Origin of the sequence: Desulfobotulus alkaliphilus, assembly GCF_007830435.1 — a bacterium.
Taxonomy (GTDB): Bacteria; Desulfobacterota; Desulfobacteria; order Desulfobacterales; family ASO4-4; genus Desulfobotulus; species Desulfobotulus alkaliphilus.
This window is the reverse complement of sequence record NZ_VLLC01000013.1, coordinates 61953-78466: the sequence shown is the minus strand read 5'-3', so window position 1 is coordinate 78466 and position 16514 is coordinate 61953. Positions and strand designations below refer to the sequence as shown.

The 16514-nt window shown below is 52.2% G+C and carries 16 protein-coding genes; 5 read left to right on the top strand and 11 right to left on the bottom strand.

Translation table 11 applies throughout. The features are described 5' to 3' along the window. Nucleotides 1–154 precede the first annotated feature (154 nt). From LZ24_RS09545 to cobA, 5 genes are all read left to right on the top strand, one after another. Nucleotides 155–1516, top strand: a complete 1362-nt coding sequence (locus LZ24_RS09545; RefSeq protein ID WP_186443039.1) for an HDOD domain-containing protein — start codon at nt 155–157, stop codon at nt 1514–1516. Nucleotides 1517–1537: 21 nt separating this feature from the next. Continuing rightward, nucleotides 1538–2992: an L-seryl-tRNA(Sec) selenium transferase gene (gene selA / locus LZ24_RS09540; protein ID WP_246118571.1), complete on the top strand. Its 1455-nt coding sequence runs from the start codon at nt 1538–1540 to the stop codon at nt 2990–2992. Continuing rightward, a complete protein-coding gene (locus LZ24_RS09535) occupies nt 2989–4236 on the top strand; it encodes a tetratricopeptide repeat protein (RefSeq protein WP_144684900.1) in 1248 nt (415 codons plus the stop codon). Before selA ends, LZ24_RS09535 begins: the two co-directional genes overlap by 4 nt. A 48-nt stretch (nt 4237–4284) precedes the next feature. Then, nucleotides 4285–4527 carry an FmdB family zinc ribbon protein gene (locus tag LZ24_RS09530; RefSeq protein ID WP_144684898.1) on the top strand — a complete coding sequence of 81 codons (243 nt, stop codon included), beginning with the start codon at nt 4285–4287 and terminating at the stop codon, nt 4525–4527. A gap of 548 nt (nt 4528–5075) precedes the next feature. Next, nucleotides 5076–6596 (top strand): uroporphyrinogen-III C-methyltransferase, encoded by a 1521-nt coding sequence (gene cobA / locus LZ24_RS09525; protein ID WP_144684896.1) that lies wholly within the window; start codon nt 5076–5078, stop codon nt 6594–6596. A 541-nt stretch (nt 6597–7137) separates the two neighbouring features. Here the strand turns inward: cobA and LZ24_RS09520 are convergent. The 11 genes from LZ24_RS09520 to rplQ form a co-directional block, all read right to left on the bottom strand. Further along, entirely contained in the window at nt 7138–7347 is a 210-nt protein-coding gene (locus LZ24_RS09520) for a YgaP family membrane protein (RefSeq protein ID WP_144684894.1), read from the bottom strand. 47 nt (nt 7348–7394) lie between these two features. After that, the gene (gene bioB, locus LZ24_RS09515; RefSeq protein WP_144684892.1) at nt 7395–8378 is read right to left on the bottom strand and encodes a biotin synthase BioB; all 984 of its coding nucleotides are present in this window, start codon (nt 8376–8378) and stop codon (nt 7395–7397) included. Nucleotides 8379–8415: 37 nt separating this feature from the next. Beyond that, nucleotides 8416–9024, bottom strand: a complete 609-nt coding sequence (locus tag LZ24_RS09510) for a hypothetical protein (RefSeq protein ID WP_144684890.1) — start codon at nt 9022–9024, stop codon at nt 8416–8418. A gap of 106 nt (nt 9025–9130) precedes the next feature. Then, entirely contained in the window at nt 9131–10903 is a 1773-nt protein-coding gene (locus tag LZ24_RS09505) for a sensor histidine kinase (protein ID WP_186443038.1), read from the bottom strand. A 4-nt stretch (nt 10904–10907) separates the two neighbouring features. After that, the gene (locus LZ24_RS09500) at nt 10908–11606 is read right to left on the bottom strand and encodes a response regulator (protein ID WP_144684886.1); all 699 of its coding nucleotides are present in this window, start codon (nt 11604–11606) and stop codon (nt 10908–10910) included. Between the two features lie 10 nt (nt 11607–11616). Beyond that, nucleotides 11617–12276, bottom strand: coding sequence for a phosphate signaling complex protein PhoU (gene phoU / locus LZ24_RS09495; RefSeq protein WP_144684884.1), 660 nt, complete (start codon nt 12274–12276; stop codon nt 11617–11619). 18 nt (nt 12277–12294) lie between these two features. Next, nucleotides 12295–13056 (bottom strand): phosphate ABC transporter ATP-binding protein PstB, encoded by a 762-nt coding sequence (gene pstB / locus LZ24_RS09490; protein WP_144684882.1) that lies wholly within the window; start codon nt 13054–13056, stop codon nt 12295–12297. A gap of 49 nt (nt 13057–13105) precedes the next feature. After that, nucleotides 13106–14032 carry a phosphate ABC transporter permease PstA gene (gene pstA, locus LZ24_RS09485; RefSeq protein ID WP_144684880.1) on the bottom strand — a complete coding sequence of 309 codons (927 nt, stop codon included), beginning with the start codon at nt 14030–14032 and terminating at the stop codon, nt 13106–13108. Then, on the bottom strand, nt 14029–14922 hold the full coding sequence (pstC, locus tag LZ24_RS09480) for a phosphate ABC transporter permease subunit PstC (RefSeq protein ID WP_144684878.1): 894 nt from the start codon (nt 14920–14922) through the stop codon (nt 14029–14031). Before pstC ends, pstA begins: the two co-directional genes overlap by 4 nt. 91 nt (nt 14923–15013) lie before the next feature. After that, nucleotides 15014–15829, bottom strand: a complete 816-nt coding sequence (locus tag LZ24_RS09475) for a phosphate ABC transporter substrate-binding protein (protein ID WP_246118570.1) — start codon at nt 15827–15829, stop codon at nt 15014–15016. 292 nt (nt 15830–16121) lie between these two features. Further along, the gene (rplQ, locus tag LZ24_RS09470) at nt 16122–16511 is read right to left on the bottom strand and encodes a 50S ribosomal protein L17 (RefSeq protein WP_139447991.1); all 390 of its coding nucleotides are present in this window, start codon (nt 16509–16511) and stop codon (nt 16122–16124) included. Nucleotides 16512–16514 lie beyond the last annotated feature (3 nt).

Genomic DNA, 16514 nt, shown 5'->3' with positions numbered 1-16514 from the left:
AAAGAACATAACCAGAGATTCCACCATGAAATAAAGGGGGGTGATCAGGGATGCATCTTTTTAGTGGAATCATACTTGAATCCAAAGTCACTGAAATGCTATGGAAGAATGTTTTACAATACTCTGGTATATACCAGAAAAACCGGGAGTATCTATGGAATCCAATATTCACTATGTGGCATCTGGCCAGTTCATGGTTGCCGCAGACAGACAGCCCCTGATCCTGAAAGCCCTGCTGGGCACCTGTGTGGGCGTCTCTGTCTATGATAGCGTGGCAGGCATGGGTGGCCTTCTGCATATCCTTTTGCCCGAACCCGTATCCGGTGCATCGGATACACACCCCGGAAAATATGCCAGTACCGGTGTCCCTGCCTTCCTCAAAGCCCTCATTGAAAAGGGAGCCCATCCGGATAACATGCGCGCCACCGTTGCCGGTGGTGCCCTTGTGGGCCCTGTGAGTGAACAGGATATGGCCTTGGATATCGGTGGCCGGACCGCAGAAAAGGTACACGAGCTTCTGAAAAGATACAATATCCCCGTCAGTGCTTCGGAAACCGGTGGCTTTTTCACCTGTACCCTGGAGCTGGATCTGAACACCGGTAAAAACCGCATCTGCCCGTCCGGCCTGCTGCGGGATCCGGAAGAGGCCTTCCACTATACGGCCCCTTCGGCGGATGCCATTGCAGCCAGTGTCACAGGACTCAAGCCCATCCCTCAGGTTGCCTTAAAAATCCTGCGCATGGTGACATCGGAAGAAGCGGATTTCAAGGCCATTGCCGCAGAAGTCCGTAAGGATCAGGTAATTACCGCCCAGACCCTGCGCATGTGCAATGCCGCCCTGTATTCAGGCCGCAATCAGGTGGCCTCCATCGACGACGCCCTGATTCTGCTGGGGCAGGACACCCTCATTAAATCCATTATCTCGTCTGCCCTTAAAACCTTTTACAGACAGAGTGATTCCGTATATTCCCTGTGCAAGGGAGGCCTTTTTCACCATGCCATGGGCACGGCCATCGTGGCCGATCAGCTTGCCGCCCATACGGGGGCTGCCCACAGGGCCACCGCCTATACTGCGGGTCTGCTCCATGATATCGGCATGGTGGTGCTGGACCAGCACATCACCTCCGCCTGCCCCCTCTTTTACAGGGGCATGAAAAAGGAGAACCACCGGATTCTCGAAGTGGAAAAACGGATTCTTGGTGTGGATCACTGTGAAGTGGGGGCCAAACTAGGTCTGAAATGGGCCTTCCCGGAAAACCTCATCCATGCCATCCGGCATCACCACAGACCCGAAGACGGAAAGGCCGGAGACAAACTGGCCTATATTGTCCATGCTGCGGACCTCATCATGTCCCGCTTTCAGTCCGGTGTTTTTCCGGAATCCAGCAGAGGCAGTATTGCAGACCGCCTTGCCGTACTCGGCATGGGGCCTTCGGATTTTGAAAATTTCATTGACCGGCTGCCCATGGATGTTTTCAGTATGCAACCGGAAACGGTCCTTTTCAAAAAAACCTGAATTTCGAAGAAATAAAAGAAAGTGTACGAAAAATCCATGGCCACCCAGCAACTTCTCAGGCATCTTCCGGGAGTGGACACCCTTCTTCTGGAAATGGAAACCCTTAAAGAATGGACGGATGCCCCCCACAGTCTCAAAGCCCGCATCATCCGGGAAGTGCTGGAAGAAAAACGCAGAGACGTCCTTGAAAACCGGATTCAGGATGCAAAGGATCTGGCTGCTGCCATCCTGATACCCCGGATCACAGAGAAACTGGAGAGGGCAGTCAGCCCCAACCTCCAGCGCACCATCAATGCCACAGGTGTTGTGGTACACACCAATCTCGGCAGATCCCTCCTTGCCGGAGAAGCCCTTGAAAGAATCATGGCCGTTGCCAGCCATTACAGCAATCTGGAGTTCAGCCTTGAAAGCGGTAAAAGGGGACTGCGTTACACAGCCGTATCCTCCCTGCTCACGGAAATCACCGGAGCAGAAGCCGCCATGGTGGTCAACAACAATGCTGCGGCGGTTCTTCTCTGTCTGGATACCCTGACCAAAGGCAGGGAAGCCATTGTATCCAGAGGGGAGCTGGTGGAAATCGGCGGCTCCTTCCGCATTCCCGATGTCATGGCCAAAAGCGGTGCCATCCTGAAGGAAGTGGGCACCACCAACCGGACGCACCTGAAAGACTACGAAGAAGCCATCGGAGAAAATACGGGCCTGCTCCTTAAAGTACACACCAGCAATTTCCAGATCATGGGCTTTACCGCCTCCGTAAGCATGGATCAGCTCGCAACTCTGGGCAGAAAACACGGCATCCCTGTCATGGATGACCTTGGCTCCGGCACATTCGTGGACTTCTCACCCTTTGGCCTTTCAAAAGAACCCACGGTACAGGAATCCCTGAAGGCCGGTGCCGACATCGTTACCTTCAGCGGAGACAAGCTGCTCGGAGGCCCCCAGGCCGGTATCATTGTGGGCAGAAAAGAATGGATAGAAAAAATCCGCAGCAATCCCCTGACCCGCGCCCTGCGCATCGACAAGCTCACCCTTGCCGCCCTGGAAGGCACCCTGCGCCTTTACCGGGATCCTGAAAAAGCCATGGCCAGCATCCCCACCCTGCGCATGCTGACCATGGATGAAAGCCTCTGCACGGAAAAGGCGACCACACTCCATAAAAAACTCATGGCACTGGGGCTGCAGGGCTTTGATATGGAAGTTCTGCCCAGCACGGCGAGAGCCGGAGGCGGCTCCCTGCCCACCCAGGACCTGCCCAGCCGCTGCATAAGCATAAAAAGCCGGGATGTTTCCGCCGCATCCATGGAACGTCAGTTCCGGAATTTCCAGCCCCCCATCATCGGCCGGGTGGAAAGTGATGCCTTTCTCATGGATGTGCGAACCCTGCAACAGGGGGAGGAAGACATCATTGTTACGGCTTTTTCCACCCTTTTTTGCCCAGAACCCCTTCTTCCCTGTATTAAAAAGGAGAAGCCATGAAGGCCAGTTCCGCCCTGCAAGGGGAATGCCCGGATCCTTTTCTCCGGTGCAATGGAAGTCCAGATCCTGCATTGCCCTGCTCCCGGCCCCAGGAAGCTCCTGCACCCCTTCCCGATGGCCCGCACTTTCCATCCCCGGAATCCCTGAGCGTTCTTTTCACTCAGGAGTCCTGCCCCCCATTTACAATCCTGAGCCTGCAGGTGGAAACCCTGTCCGGGGACATGGAAAAAACCCTTAGCGATCTTGGAAAAGAGCAGCAGGACAGGCTGCATATTACCCAGGAGAACAACATCTTTTTCCTTCTTTTGCAGGACAAAGGTCCCGAAGAAGCTGAAAAAATCTTCCACAAACTGAAAACAGGCCCCGAAACAGCAATGAATGCGGGGATTTTTACCTACCCCCTTGATGGCTTTACCGCAGCAAGGGCTCTGGAATACAGCAGGAAAACCCTGACCCACAGCCTGCTTCTGGGTCCGGATTCCCTGGCAAGCTTTGATGCCGTCACCCTGAACATTTCCGGAGACGAAGCCTATCAGGAAGGACGCATGGATGAAGCCATAGAAGAATATGAGGCTGCCCTGCGCCTTGACCCTGAAAATGCCAATGTGCTCAACAGCCTTGGGGTATGCTTCGGTGTCATTCAAAATTACGAAAGGGCCCTCAACGCTTTCCGCCGCAGCCATGCCGCCGACCCAAAGGAAGCCATGCCCGTTTACAACGAGGGACTGATCCATGAGATGCAGGGGGAAAAACAAAGGGCAAAGGACTGCTTTGAAAAGGCCTTGTGCCTGTCTCCGGACAGCTTTGAAAGTGCCTTTCACTTAGGCAAAAGTCTCGTGGCCCTTGAAGACCCGGAAGCAGCCCTGCCCTTTCTGGAAAAGGCCCGGACCATTAAACCGGAAAACGGTCCTGTGCTGAAGTTTCTGGCGGAAGCCTGTTTCAGAACCAGAGAAACGGAAAAGGCCTTTCATCTCTTCCGTCAGGCCCTGCGACGCATGCCAAGGGATGCAGCAGTGCTTTCCGGCCTTGGGGCCTGCTTTGATCTTAAAGGGGAAAATCCTGACATAGCCGCCACATTCTGCGAGGAGGCCCTTGCCATAGAGCCGGATAACGGTCTTTTTGCCCTGCGCCTTGCCAGAATACGGATACGCCAGAACAGAAATGAAGAAGCCCGCAGCCTTCTCTTGATGGCCAGAAAAAACGGACAGAAACTGAGCCGGGAAGAAGAAAACGGACTTAACTGAAAAATCGTACCTTGGCATGAATTTTATAAAAATGAAGAAGGAGGCCCTATGCCCATCTATGAATACCACTGCAAATCCTGTGAAAAAAACTTTGAATCTTTAGTCCTGAAACGGGATGAGGTTCCCGGCTGTCCCTTCTGCAACGGAGAAAATGTACAGCGGCTCATGTCGGCCTGCGGCTTTATAAGCAAAGGCACAGGTGCCGGTGGGGAAACCACGGTCACAAGCAGCGCAGGTACTTCCGGCTGCAGCGGATGCTCCGCCTCAAGCTGTGCGGGATGCGGGGTGTGAGGCGCAGGCTGTCAAATGTAAATCAAAAGTAATTGTTCAGCACAGTTTATTCCAAAATTACAACAATATAGTTAGCGCAGTTCCGTACTATTGCAAGGTGCCCTGGCTGTTTGCAAGTGACATTGCAATCGTTTCGGATCAGAGCTTTGTCTGGCACTCAAGCCATAAACCCAAAGCCTATGATGCAAATAATATAGCTTTTTCAGGCTTGAGTGCCGGAGTGCTAATAAGAAGCGGCAAACTGTCTGAGTCGCCACAAAGGCAGCGTACTGAAGCCTGCCATGGTAATCAAAAAGCGTATCCTGCCTGTGGCGGGGAGTTTTTGCCGCTTCCGCACAGGGCAAGAAGCTCCCGAATCCGGCACTCAAGATCCTTGAAGCACTTTTGTTCCCGTAAAGGGCTTGAGCTTTTCAGCTTGAGTGCCGGATTGCGTCACGGGCAAACAGCTTGGGTGCCTGTACATCTATCTTCCAGGTATGGTACTTGGAAAATTGTGCCGAACAGCTACAATCAAAATTGAGTACACAGATATCATACAAGGAATACCCATGGAACCCGGAAAAGTTTATCTCGTTGGCGCAGGTCCCGGAGATCCCGGCCTTTTTACCCTCAAAGGCAGGGATTGCATGACCCGTGCCGGAGTGATCATCTATGATTATCTGGCCGCTCCGGCCCTCCTCGCCCTTGCTGCTCCGGATGCAGAATGCATTTATGTGGGCAAAAAGGGCGGGGACCATACCCTTTCCCAGGAAGGTATCAACCAGCTCATTGTGGACAAGGCCCGCACGGGCCGTACCGTGGTCCGGCTCAAGGGAGGCGATCCCTTTATCTTCGGAAGGGGGGGAGAAGAAGCGGAAGTTCTCAAGGCGGAAGGTATTCCCTTTGAAATCGTACCCGGAGTCACAGCGGGCATTGCTGCCTCTGCCTATGCGGGTATTCCCCTCACCCACAGAAAAATGACCGCAACCCTTGCCTTTGTCACGGGCCATGAAGACCCCACCAAGGAAGACTCCCGCATTGACTGGGAAGCCCTGAGCCGGGGGATCGGCACTCTGGTCTTCTATATGGGGGTGAAAAATCTCCCCCTCATCACAGGCCAGCTTCTGAAATACGGCAGAAACCCTGAAACTCCCGTGGCCCTGATTCGATGGGGCAGCACCAGCCAGCAGCAGACCGTAACCGGCACCCTCGCCACCATTGAAGAGGAAGTCCGCAGGGCAGGCCTGAAGGCACCGGCCATCATTGTGGTGGGCGAAGTGGTGGAACTGCGCAGCACCCTTGCATGGTTTGAAAGGGAGCGCCCCCTGCTTGGCAGGCGTATTCTGGTCACCCGTGCCAGGGAACAGGCCAGCGACCTTCTTGGCAGGCTCACCCAACTGGGAGCCCACTGCATTGAAATGCCCACCATACGGGTGGTGCCGCCTCTGGATATGTCGGACATGGATGCAGCCATTGACAGACTGGGAGAATATGACTGGCTGGTTTTTACCAGTGTAAACGGAGTGAAGCATTTTTTCAAAAGACTCTTTGACAGAGGCCTCGATGTGCGGGCCCTGCACCGGGTAAAAACCGCCTGCATCGGCCCTGTAACCGCCGAAAGACTGCTGGATTATGGTATCCGCTGTGACATTCTTCCGGAAAACTACCGTGCGGAATCCGTGGTGGATGCCTTCCGAAAGGAAAAGATGTCCGGAGTCAGGGTACTGCTGCCCAGAGCCGCCGAAGCCCGGAGCGTACTGCCGGACAGCCTGAGGGAAATGGGTGCCCATCTGGATGAGGTCACGGCCTATGTCACCCTGCCCGTTACGGATCAGGCGGAAGAACTCATCGCTCTCCTTGAAAAGGAAGGAGCGGATATGGTCACCTTTACAAGCTCATCCACCGTAAAAAATTTCAGAAGCCTCATTCCGGATGAACACTTTAAAAACCTTATACAGAAACTTAAGGTGGCTTCCATCGGTCCCATCACTTCGGATACCGCAAGGGAGCTTGGCTTCCATGTGGATACGGAAGCCATTGAATACACCATACCGGGCCTTGTGCAGGCGATTTGTGGGACTGCAGGCTAAGCTTTCATGGAAAAAACTGTTCAGCACCATTTATTATGAAATTCCAAGGCTGTAATTGCAGCAGCTTCGTACTGCTGCAAGGCACCCTGGCTATTTGCAAGTGACGTTGCAATCGTTTCGGATCAGAACTTTGTCCGGCACTCAAGCCAAAAACCCAAAGCCTGCGATGAAAAAATGGGCTTTTGCAAGCTTGAGTGCCGGAGTGCTATAAAAGCGGCAAACTGTCTGAGCCGCCACAAAGGCAGCGTACCAAGGCCTGCTATGGTAATAAAAAAACCCATCCTGCCTGTGGCGGCGAGTTTTTGCCGCTTCCGCACAGGGCAAGAAGTTCCCGAATCCGGCACTCAAGATCCATAAGCTTTTTTGCTCCAGTAAAGTGCTTGGGTTTTTCAGCTTGAGTGCCGGATTGCGTCACGGGCAAATAGATTGGGTGCCTGTGCATCTATCTGGCAGCCGTGATACTTTGAAAATTGTGCTGAACAGCAACCCACGCCGTGTTGCGGTGTTTTGTCATAAAGTAACTTTTGAAGTTACTCAGACGTTACCTTTTTTCAAAGGCCGTTCCCGGCTTCATGCCCAGTTTACCCAGAACAATGGCAAGGGGGCAGAAACCCGTAAAGGCGGCCTGCAGGAGGTTGGCCCCCACAAAAACAGTAAAAAGAAGCCACCATCCGGAATGAAGCCATGAAAGCATCAGGGAAAGCAGAATCATTGTTCCGGCAAAGGCCATGACCACACGTTCAATGCTCATTTTCCACCTCCTTTGAATGTCTGTACCTGTTTTTCCGGCAAAGAGGATTACCCGTTTCCCCCCCCCTGCACAAGCTCCCAGCCCCCATCCTCCAGCATGGCCAGATCCCTTTCCACGGCTTTTCCCGGTGTGGTCAGGTAGTTTCCCGTCATAAGCCCCGTAGCTCCGGCAGAAAAAATAAGGGCCTCCAGGGAAGCGAAACTCTGCTGCCTGCCCCCGCAGACAATCAGTGGTGTATCGGGCATGAAAAAACGAAAAGCGGCCAGTATCTTCAGGCAGCGCAGGGGGCTGAGCAAAGGATAGCTCTCTGTGCCGGTTCCCGCAATGGGCACCAGAAAATTCATGGGTATGGCATCCACCCCAAGGGCCTTCAGGGTTTCTGCAAACTCCAGGATCTGTTCATCCTTTTCTCCCAGACCGAAAATACCCCCGCAGCAGAGTTCAAGGCCTGCCCTTTTTGCCGCAGCCAGGGTTTCCAGGCGCTCTTCATAGCTGTGGGTGCTGCATATGGAAGGAAAAAGGGAGGCTGCCGTTTCAAGATTGTGGTGATAACGGGTCACACCTGCATCCTTAAAGCGTTTCAGTGCAGATTCCGGCAGAATACCCAGAGAAGCACAGTAGGCAACCCTGTTGCGGGGAAAAGATTCATAGGCCCGGATGAGGGTATCCAGCTCAGATCCTTCCATGCCCCTTCCACTGGTCACAATGCTGTAGCGATCCAGAGGGAAATCCGCAGCCATAGCCGCCTCTTCCCGCAGCTTTTCTTCTGTCCGGAGGGGGTATATTTCAATATCACTGCGGGCATGAACCGACTGGGAGCAGAAGGAGCAATCCTCGGAGCACCTGCCGGATTTGCCGTTGCAGATGGCGCAGAGCCGCACCCCCCTGCCGAAAAAAAAACGGCGGATTCGATCCGACCCCGCCAGAATCTCTGCCATATCGGCCCTGTCTGCACCAAGCAACCACAAAAAAAAATCATTGGCGATGCCTTTACCCGCCAGAACCCTTTCCGCTGCCATCAGAGGATTCAAAACCGTACTCCTGTATTAAAAATTCCTGAAATCCATCCTAAGAACGCAGGTGACGTCCCAGATTATCCAGAAGCCGATCCGCCTCCTCAAGGGTTTTGACCCTGTGCACATCCGCATCCGACTGGGGGCCGGGGCATTTTGCCATATCCTCAAAAAGAAACCGCATGGACTGGGAATCTTCCATCACCCGCACAATGGGGTCTGCCTGCATCTGGGTGAAGGCATAGGCGGTCTTGCGGAAATAAAAACGGGCCCTTGAGTCCAGATCAGAAATCATTTTCCGCAGATCCACAACCACTGTGAAACCCGGATGCAGATTCTCCATGACCGATAAAATGGCATTGGATATGAGTTTTCCGGAATTTTTTTCCACCTTACCGAAAAGCTGGATATACAATCGATTTTTTCTTTCATCCAACCAGATTTTCCAGGCAGCCAGATCTTTTTTCCCGGTTCTGTGGGTCGGCGGACTCCGCCTCAGCATACCGGCAAGGTGCTGAACCCTCCGCTCCGATTCCGCAAGGCTCTCTTCCAGGCGTATCACCTCACGCACCAGAAAAGGTGTGGCCTTCAAAACCAGATTGATGTCTTTTAAATCCGCTACGGCTTTACTCTGAAATTTTTCCTTCAGCTCTTGAAGATCCATGGGACACGGCCCCGCCTGTTTGAGTCAGAAACTGTCTGTTTTCTCCGCCCTGCCTTCAGGGCATACAAAGGGCTATCATATCCCAATGGGCGGAGAATACAAGTTTCTAAAGGGGCAGAAAAAGCGTAAAAACACTTCCCTCCCCAGGACGGCTGCGCACCTCCACCCTGCCACCGTGGGCATTCATGATATGTTTTACAATGGCAAGCCCCAGACCGGTTCCTCCAAGCCTGCGGGTTCTGGCCTTGTCAACACGGTAAAAACGCTCAAAAAGCCGGGGCAGATGCTCTTCAGGAATCCCCGGACCGCTGTCTGCAAAGGCAATGGATATAAAAGCATCCTTCTCTTCAGCATGGATATGGACCCTTGCCTGATCGGAAGAATATTTAAGGGCATTGTCCAGAAGATTGACGAATGCATGTTCCATAAGATGGGAATCCATCCTTGCCTTGAGGCTTTCGGGACAGTCCCCCCCCCCCTCAATGCCCTTTTCCTCCATCCTTGGCGTACAGAGCTGAACCGCCGCAGAAAGTACATCTTTAAGGGATTTTTCCTCCAGCAGGAGATCCTCGTTTTCTGCCTCCTGCTCGATGGCGGATAATTTCAGAAGATCATCCACCAGAAGAATCAGACGGTTCACATTTCTGTCTATGATATGCATGAAGCGTTTGGCTTCTTCGGGATCGGTGCTGCCATCCTCCCTTAAGGTTTCCACAAACCCTTTAATTGCCGTAAGGGGGGTTTTCAGCTCATGGGAAACATTGGCCACAAAATCTTTACGCATATGCTCCAGCCTGCGCAACTGGGTAACATCCTGAATGACAAAAAGGGTTCCCATGCGCTGATCATCGGCATCCTTCAAAGGAGAGCTGTGGGCATGGACAAGCTTTTTCCCATACTGATAAAGATCCATATCCGCTTCAACGGAACTCTCTGCGGCAAGGGCTTTGTCCACAAAACGAAGAGCCTCAAGGTTCCTTACAACCTCGTGGACATTTCTTCCCTGATAAGCCGCCGCATCCACACCAAACATCCGGGCTGCGGCCTGATTCATGCGTAAAAGTGCCCCTTCAGTATCCAGGGCAATCACCCCTTCCTCCATACTGGAAAGGACGGCTTCCAGCTCGTTGCGCTGGCGAACCACCAGACGGATACGCTGATCCAGATCCTCTGCCATCCGGTTCATGGCATCTGAAAGGGCGGCCATCTCCTGAATATCGGGCACAAAAAGCCTGTGGGAAAGATCACCCGAAGCAAAACGATTGGCACCTTCACGCAGGGCAATCAAAGGGTTTGCAATTTTTCTGGACAAAAACCATGAGAATCCAGCAGCAAGAACAAGAACAAGGAAACCACAGATAAAAATCCGTTTCTGCAGGACAAGAACGGCCTCATCAACGGCTGTGAGCGGCACGGCAGCCCTGAGAACAGCCTTAAGATTTCCGGAGCTTTCCAAAGGAATGGCCACATACATCATGGACTGGCTCACCGTTTCCGAATACCTTGAAACCACCCCGGTAAGGCCTGAAGCCGCCCTGACAATCTCCACCCTGTCCCTGTGATTTTCCATATCCATGGGATTTTCATCCGTATCGCCCACCACAAGGCCCGAAGGCAGCACCACGGTGAAACGCGTCTCAGAAGCCGCTCCTGTCTCTTTGCATATGCGCTGAACTTCCTTATAATTCCCTTCCTTTATCAGGGAAAGGATCTTTGGTTTAAGGATCAGGGCCCTTGAAACAAGTTCTTTTTGGGTATTTTCCATAAAAAACTGTTTCATGGTTCCTGCGGAATAAAGGCTGACCGCCACAAGTCCCACAAGAATGATCAGAAAATAGGAGGGATACAGCTGCCATAAAAGCGCTCTTTTTTTTATCATGCCCTTACTCCCTGAAACGATAGCCGACACCCCGTACCGTTTCGATGCGTTTTCCATGGGGCCCCAGTTTTTTACGCAGGCCGACAATCTGCACATCCACGCTGCGGTCCGTCACAGGATAATCATCACCATGGATGGCATCCACGATCTGGGTTCTGGTAAACACCCAGCCCGGACGGCGTGCAAGAAAATGAAGAATCTGAAATTCCGACCAGGTCAAAGACAAAGGTTCACCATCTGCCAGTACCTCATGGCGACCCGGATGGATGATAAGGCCACCTGCTTCCAGGGGTTTTTCCCCCTCCTGGGACTTTTCCATGCCCAGCAGCTTTCTGCGTCTGAGAACGGAGCGGATTCTGGCCAGAAGAATCCTCGGACTGAATGGCTTGGTCACATAATCATCCGCCCCCAGCTCAAGGCCCGCCACCACATCGGCCTCTTCCCCTTTGGCCGTCAGCATGACAATGGGCAGAGATGCATCTCCGGGCTGCCTGCGGATACGGCGGGTCACTTCAAGGCCATCCACACCGGGAAGCATGAGATCCAGCACCATCAGATCCGGAGAATGGTCCCGCACCAGCCGCAGGGCTTCCTCACCACTTCCCGCCAGCAGTACACCATAGCCCTCACGGCTCAGGTGATACCGGATGAGTTCAAGGATATCCTCCTCATCATCCACGACAAGAATATGTTCCTTTGCCATTGCAACCCTTTCATGCTTTGATCTGGCTGTGGCGGACAATCTGCCCTTCAATCACATAAATCACCTCTTCGGCAATGTTTGTGGCATGATCCGCCATACGTTCCAGATGACGTGAAATCAGAAACATATTGATCAGATAGGCAACATCATCGGGGGTTTCCCGAATCCTTTCCTTGACCCGGCCATACACCTGCGTATTCATGATATCCACCTCATCATCCATGGCACGCACCGCATTGGCAAGGGAAGCATCCATGTTAACAAAGGCATCGAGACTTTTTTTAAGCATCAGCCCCACCTTGGCGGACATTTCTGAATAATCGTAAAAGGGCATGGCCCTTCTGGCAGCCATGGTCATGACCCTTCGGCCGATATTAACGGCCAGATCTCCGATACGTTCCAGATCATTATTGATTTTAATCACGCAGACAAGAAAGCGCAGATCCACGGCAACGGGCTGATACAAAGCGATGATCTTAAGGCATTCCTCTTCTATCTCCACTTCCATATCATCGATTTCATGGTCCGACTCCACAACAAATCTGGCCATCTCAGAATCCATGGCAGCCATGGCGGAACAGACCGTATGTACCCGGTCTTCTACCATGGTTCCTAAGGAGAGAAGATTTTTTTTCAGCCGCTCCAGTTCATGATGCAGAAATAAACCCATGTACAACCCCTTTTCCCATCAGCCAAAACGGCCGGTGATATATTCTTCGGTTTGTCTGTTCTTCGGATTGGTAAAAATTGTATCCGTCTCACCCACCTCAATAATACGGCCCATGTAAAAAAAAGCCGTTGTATCGGATACCCGGGCCGCCTGCTGCATATTGTGGGTCACAATGATGATGGAGTAAAATCTTTTCAGCTCATGGATCAGCTCTTCGATTTTCTGGGTTGCCAGAGGATCCAGGGCAGAGGCAGGTTCATCCATGAGCAGCACTTCCGGCTCCACCGCAAGGGCCCTTGCAATGCAAAGACGCTGCTGCTGACCGCCGCTCATTCCCAGAGCAGACTCATGGAGTCTGTCCTTCACTTCTTCCCAGAGGGCTGCCTGACGAAGGCTTTTTTCCACCTGACCTGCAATGATATTTTTATCCCGGACCCCATTCACCCGCAGTCCGTAAGCCACATTCTCAAAAATCGTTTTTGGGAAGGGGTTGGGTTTCTGGAAAACCATGCCGATTCTCCTCCGGATACGGACCACATCCACGGAAGGGGCATAAATATTTTTGTCATCCAGCAAAACTTCTCCCTCTACCCGACTGATGGGAATCAGGTCATTCATCCGGTTCAGACAACGCAGGAAGGTACTTTTTCCACAGCCCGAGGGGCCGATCAGCGCCGTCACATCCCTCTCCCTGAATCCCAGCTCAATATCGTAAAGTGCCTGAAAATTACCGTAGTAAAAATTCAGACCCTTTGCCTGCATTTTCCATTTTTTTTCCATGGCCCACCCTTTATCTCACCATACCTGTAAAAAACTATTGCCTTCATTCTCAACGCATTTTTTTACGCAGCTTCGAACGGTAAATAATCGCCACAAGGTTCATGCCCAGCACAAGGGCAATGAGCACCAAGGCCGTTCCATACTGCAGGGGACGGGTCTGTTCGATGCTGGTACCAGCCGTTGCCAGAACATAGATATGATAGGGCAGGGCCATTACCTCATCCATAATGGAAGAAGGAATCTTCGGTGTAAAGAAAACCGCTGCCGTGAACATGATGGGTGCCGTCTCGCCTGCTGCCCGGCTGATCCCAAGGATGGCTCCCGTGAGTATGCCCGGCAGCGCAGAAGGCAGAACCACCCGCCAGATGGTCTGCCACCTTGTGGCCCCAAGCCCCAGTGAGGCTTCCCTGTAGGTATCGGGAACGGATTTCAGGGCTTCTTCCGTGGCACCAATGATCACGGGCAGTGTCATGGCACCCAGAGTAAGGGCACCTGCGGCAAGACTTACTCCCATACCCAGGATAATACAGAAGAAAGCCAGACCAAAAAGCCCGAAAACCACCGAAGGAACACCTGCAAGGTTGCTGATACCCAGACGGATGATGCGTGTGATTTTCCCTGAACTGGCATACTCATTGAGATAGACGGCCGAGGCCACGCCAATGGGCAGTGCCACGGCAATGGCCCCCAGAGCCAAGCCAAGGGTACCGATGATACAGGGGAGAATTCCCCCCGCTGTCATTGAGTCCCTGGGAGGCTGGGTGAGAAACTCCCATGAAATGGCCTGCCAACCCCGGGAAAGCATGAAAAAAAGGATAAGGCCGAGGGCAAAGCCATTGACCAGGGCTGCACCCCGGAATAATGTGAACCACAGTGTCTGAATTCTGCGTCTTACATTAAGGCCAGCGCCTTTATCAAAAATCCCTGTTATCCGCCCATTTTCACCAGAAAGGGACTCTTCGGACGAATCTTTCATAATGAAGCCTCCCCGCTCTGCCTGTAACGCTGCGCAATTTGATCCGCCACCAGGTTAAAGGCCAAGGTAAAAAGAAAAAGTACGATACCAATGGCAAAAAGGGCATGGTAGTGTTCCCCCCTGAAGGGAGCCTCGGCCATTTCCGCTGCAATACTTGCGGGCATGGGCCGAACGGGATCAAAAATGGATCCCGGAAGCATGGCAGCCCCGCCCGCCACCATGAGAACCACCATGGTTTCACCAATGGCCCGGCTCATCCCCAGAATAATGGCCGTACATATTCCAGAAAGCCCTGCAGGAACAATCACCTTGACGATGGTTTCCAGCTCTGTAGCCCCCAGGGCAAGGGAGGCTTCCCTTAAGGAATTTGGAACGGAATACAGGGCGTCTTCGGCAATGGAACAGATGGTGGGAATAGACATGAAAGCCAGCATCAGACCAGCATTGAATAGATTCAGACCAATTGGAATACCAAATGTTTTCTGGAGAAAAGGCCCCACCAGCACCATACCGAAAAAACCAATGACCACACTGGGAAGGGCGGCCAGAAGCTCCACAACGGGTTTTACCAGCTCCGCAATCTTTCTGGATGCAATTTCCGAAAGATAAACCGCCGTCATCACCCCCAGCGGAATGGAAATCACAGCGGAAAGCAGTGTCACGAAAAGGGAGGCGACAATGAGGGGAAAGATGCCAAAGTCCGCAGGATCATCCGTCGGGTACCAGTAATGACCCATGACAAACTCCTGCAACGTAACAGTCTTGAAAATAGGCAGACCCTCTTGAAACAAAAAAAACATAATCAAAACAAGAATACCGATGGAAACCGTGGCAATACCCAAAAAAAGCCAGTGAATCGCTTTTTCCGTCCTATTGCGTAAAACTGCCATGCCAATTTCCTTATGAAGAATGTAAAAAAAACGGTGTGTGCCTGACCATATCCTCACACACCGTATCTTTCATATTAAAGAACCAAAGGGTTTAGTAAACCGGTATGCTCCCGGAAGCCCTTACGGCTTCCTGTCCCTTTCTGGAAAAAACAAAATTGATAAAATCCAGCGTCACTCCCTCTGGCCAGCCTCGGGTAAACATGAACAGAGGCCTTGAAATGGGGTAGCGGCCACTGATGGTATTTTCCTCACTGCCCATAACCCCGTCCACGGAAACCATTTTCACATCCTGATTCACATAACCTAAAGCAATATAGCCAATGGCGCCAGGTGTTGTGGTAACAGCCTGAACCAGACCGCCATTGGACGGAACTGTCAATGCACTGGGCACCACACGCTGTTTGTTCATCACAAGATCACCCCAGGTTTCAAAGGTACCCGATGAAGAATCTCTGGAAACAACCACCACACGCATATCCTTTCCACCAACCTCTTTCCAGTTGCGGATTTTGCCCGTGTACATGTCCCTCAACTGATCCAGCGTGAGATTTGTGACGGGATTGTCCGGGTGAACGACAGGCACGATACAGTCCAGGGCAATACGGAAGGGAACCGGATAAGTATTCCTTTCCACAGCCATTTTTACTTCACTGCTTCTTATAAAACGGGAGGAATTACCAACATGGGAAGTTCCATCAACAATAGCCCTGATGCCATTGCCTGAGCCCCCGCCCGCAACGGAGACCGCCACGTCAGGACGAACCTTCATGAAGGCTTCCGCAAGCTTCTGGGCTGCCGGGAGCACGGTTGTTGAACCGTTAATGGAAAGCCTTTCAGCAAAGGCAGCGCCACTTCCCATACAGAGGAAGGCAAGGGCAGCAAAAAAAAGACCGGCTTTTCTCAGCATCTTCATTTCTCCTTAATTGATTTTTTAACGAAACACCGAAGTGGGTGTCAGCGCATCACTGGAAACGAAGATAGGGGGGAATTGTTCAGGAAAGATTAGGGGGAAATTTACTTTTTATGAGGTTAAACAAAAACCATACAAAAAGGTGCACTTTCCATCAGGGAAAGGCACCTTCGCTGTAACCAGCCCATAAAAAAATATCCTGCCAGTCCCAAAGACTGCACGATACCATCAGTAAACAAAAAATACACATGAAAAAAGGCCGGAAAAACCGGCCTTTTTTCAACCAGCATCAGGCTTCTGCCGCCTCTGCAGCAGCAACAGGTGCCGGATCCACAAATTCAATCAGGGCCATGGGGGCAGCATCACCAGCCCGGTAACCCAGCTTGATAATGCGGGTATAGCCACCGGCACGGTGACCGAAGCGATCCTGTGCTTCGGCAAAGAGCTGATGAACCACACTTTTTTCCCGAATAACGGAAAGGGCCTGACGTCTTGCGTGCAGATCTCCCCGCTTGGCCAGGGTTACCATCTTATCCACCCAACGTCGCAATTCCTTGGCCTTCACATCCGTTGTACGAATACGACCGTGCTTGATCATGGACGTAACCATGTTACGGAACATGGCATCCCGATGGCTGGATGTGCGATTGAGTTTTACGCCTGCTTTTCTGTGTCGCATGCT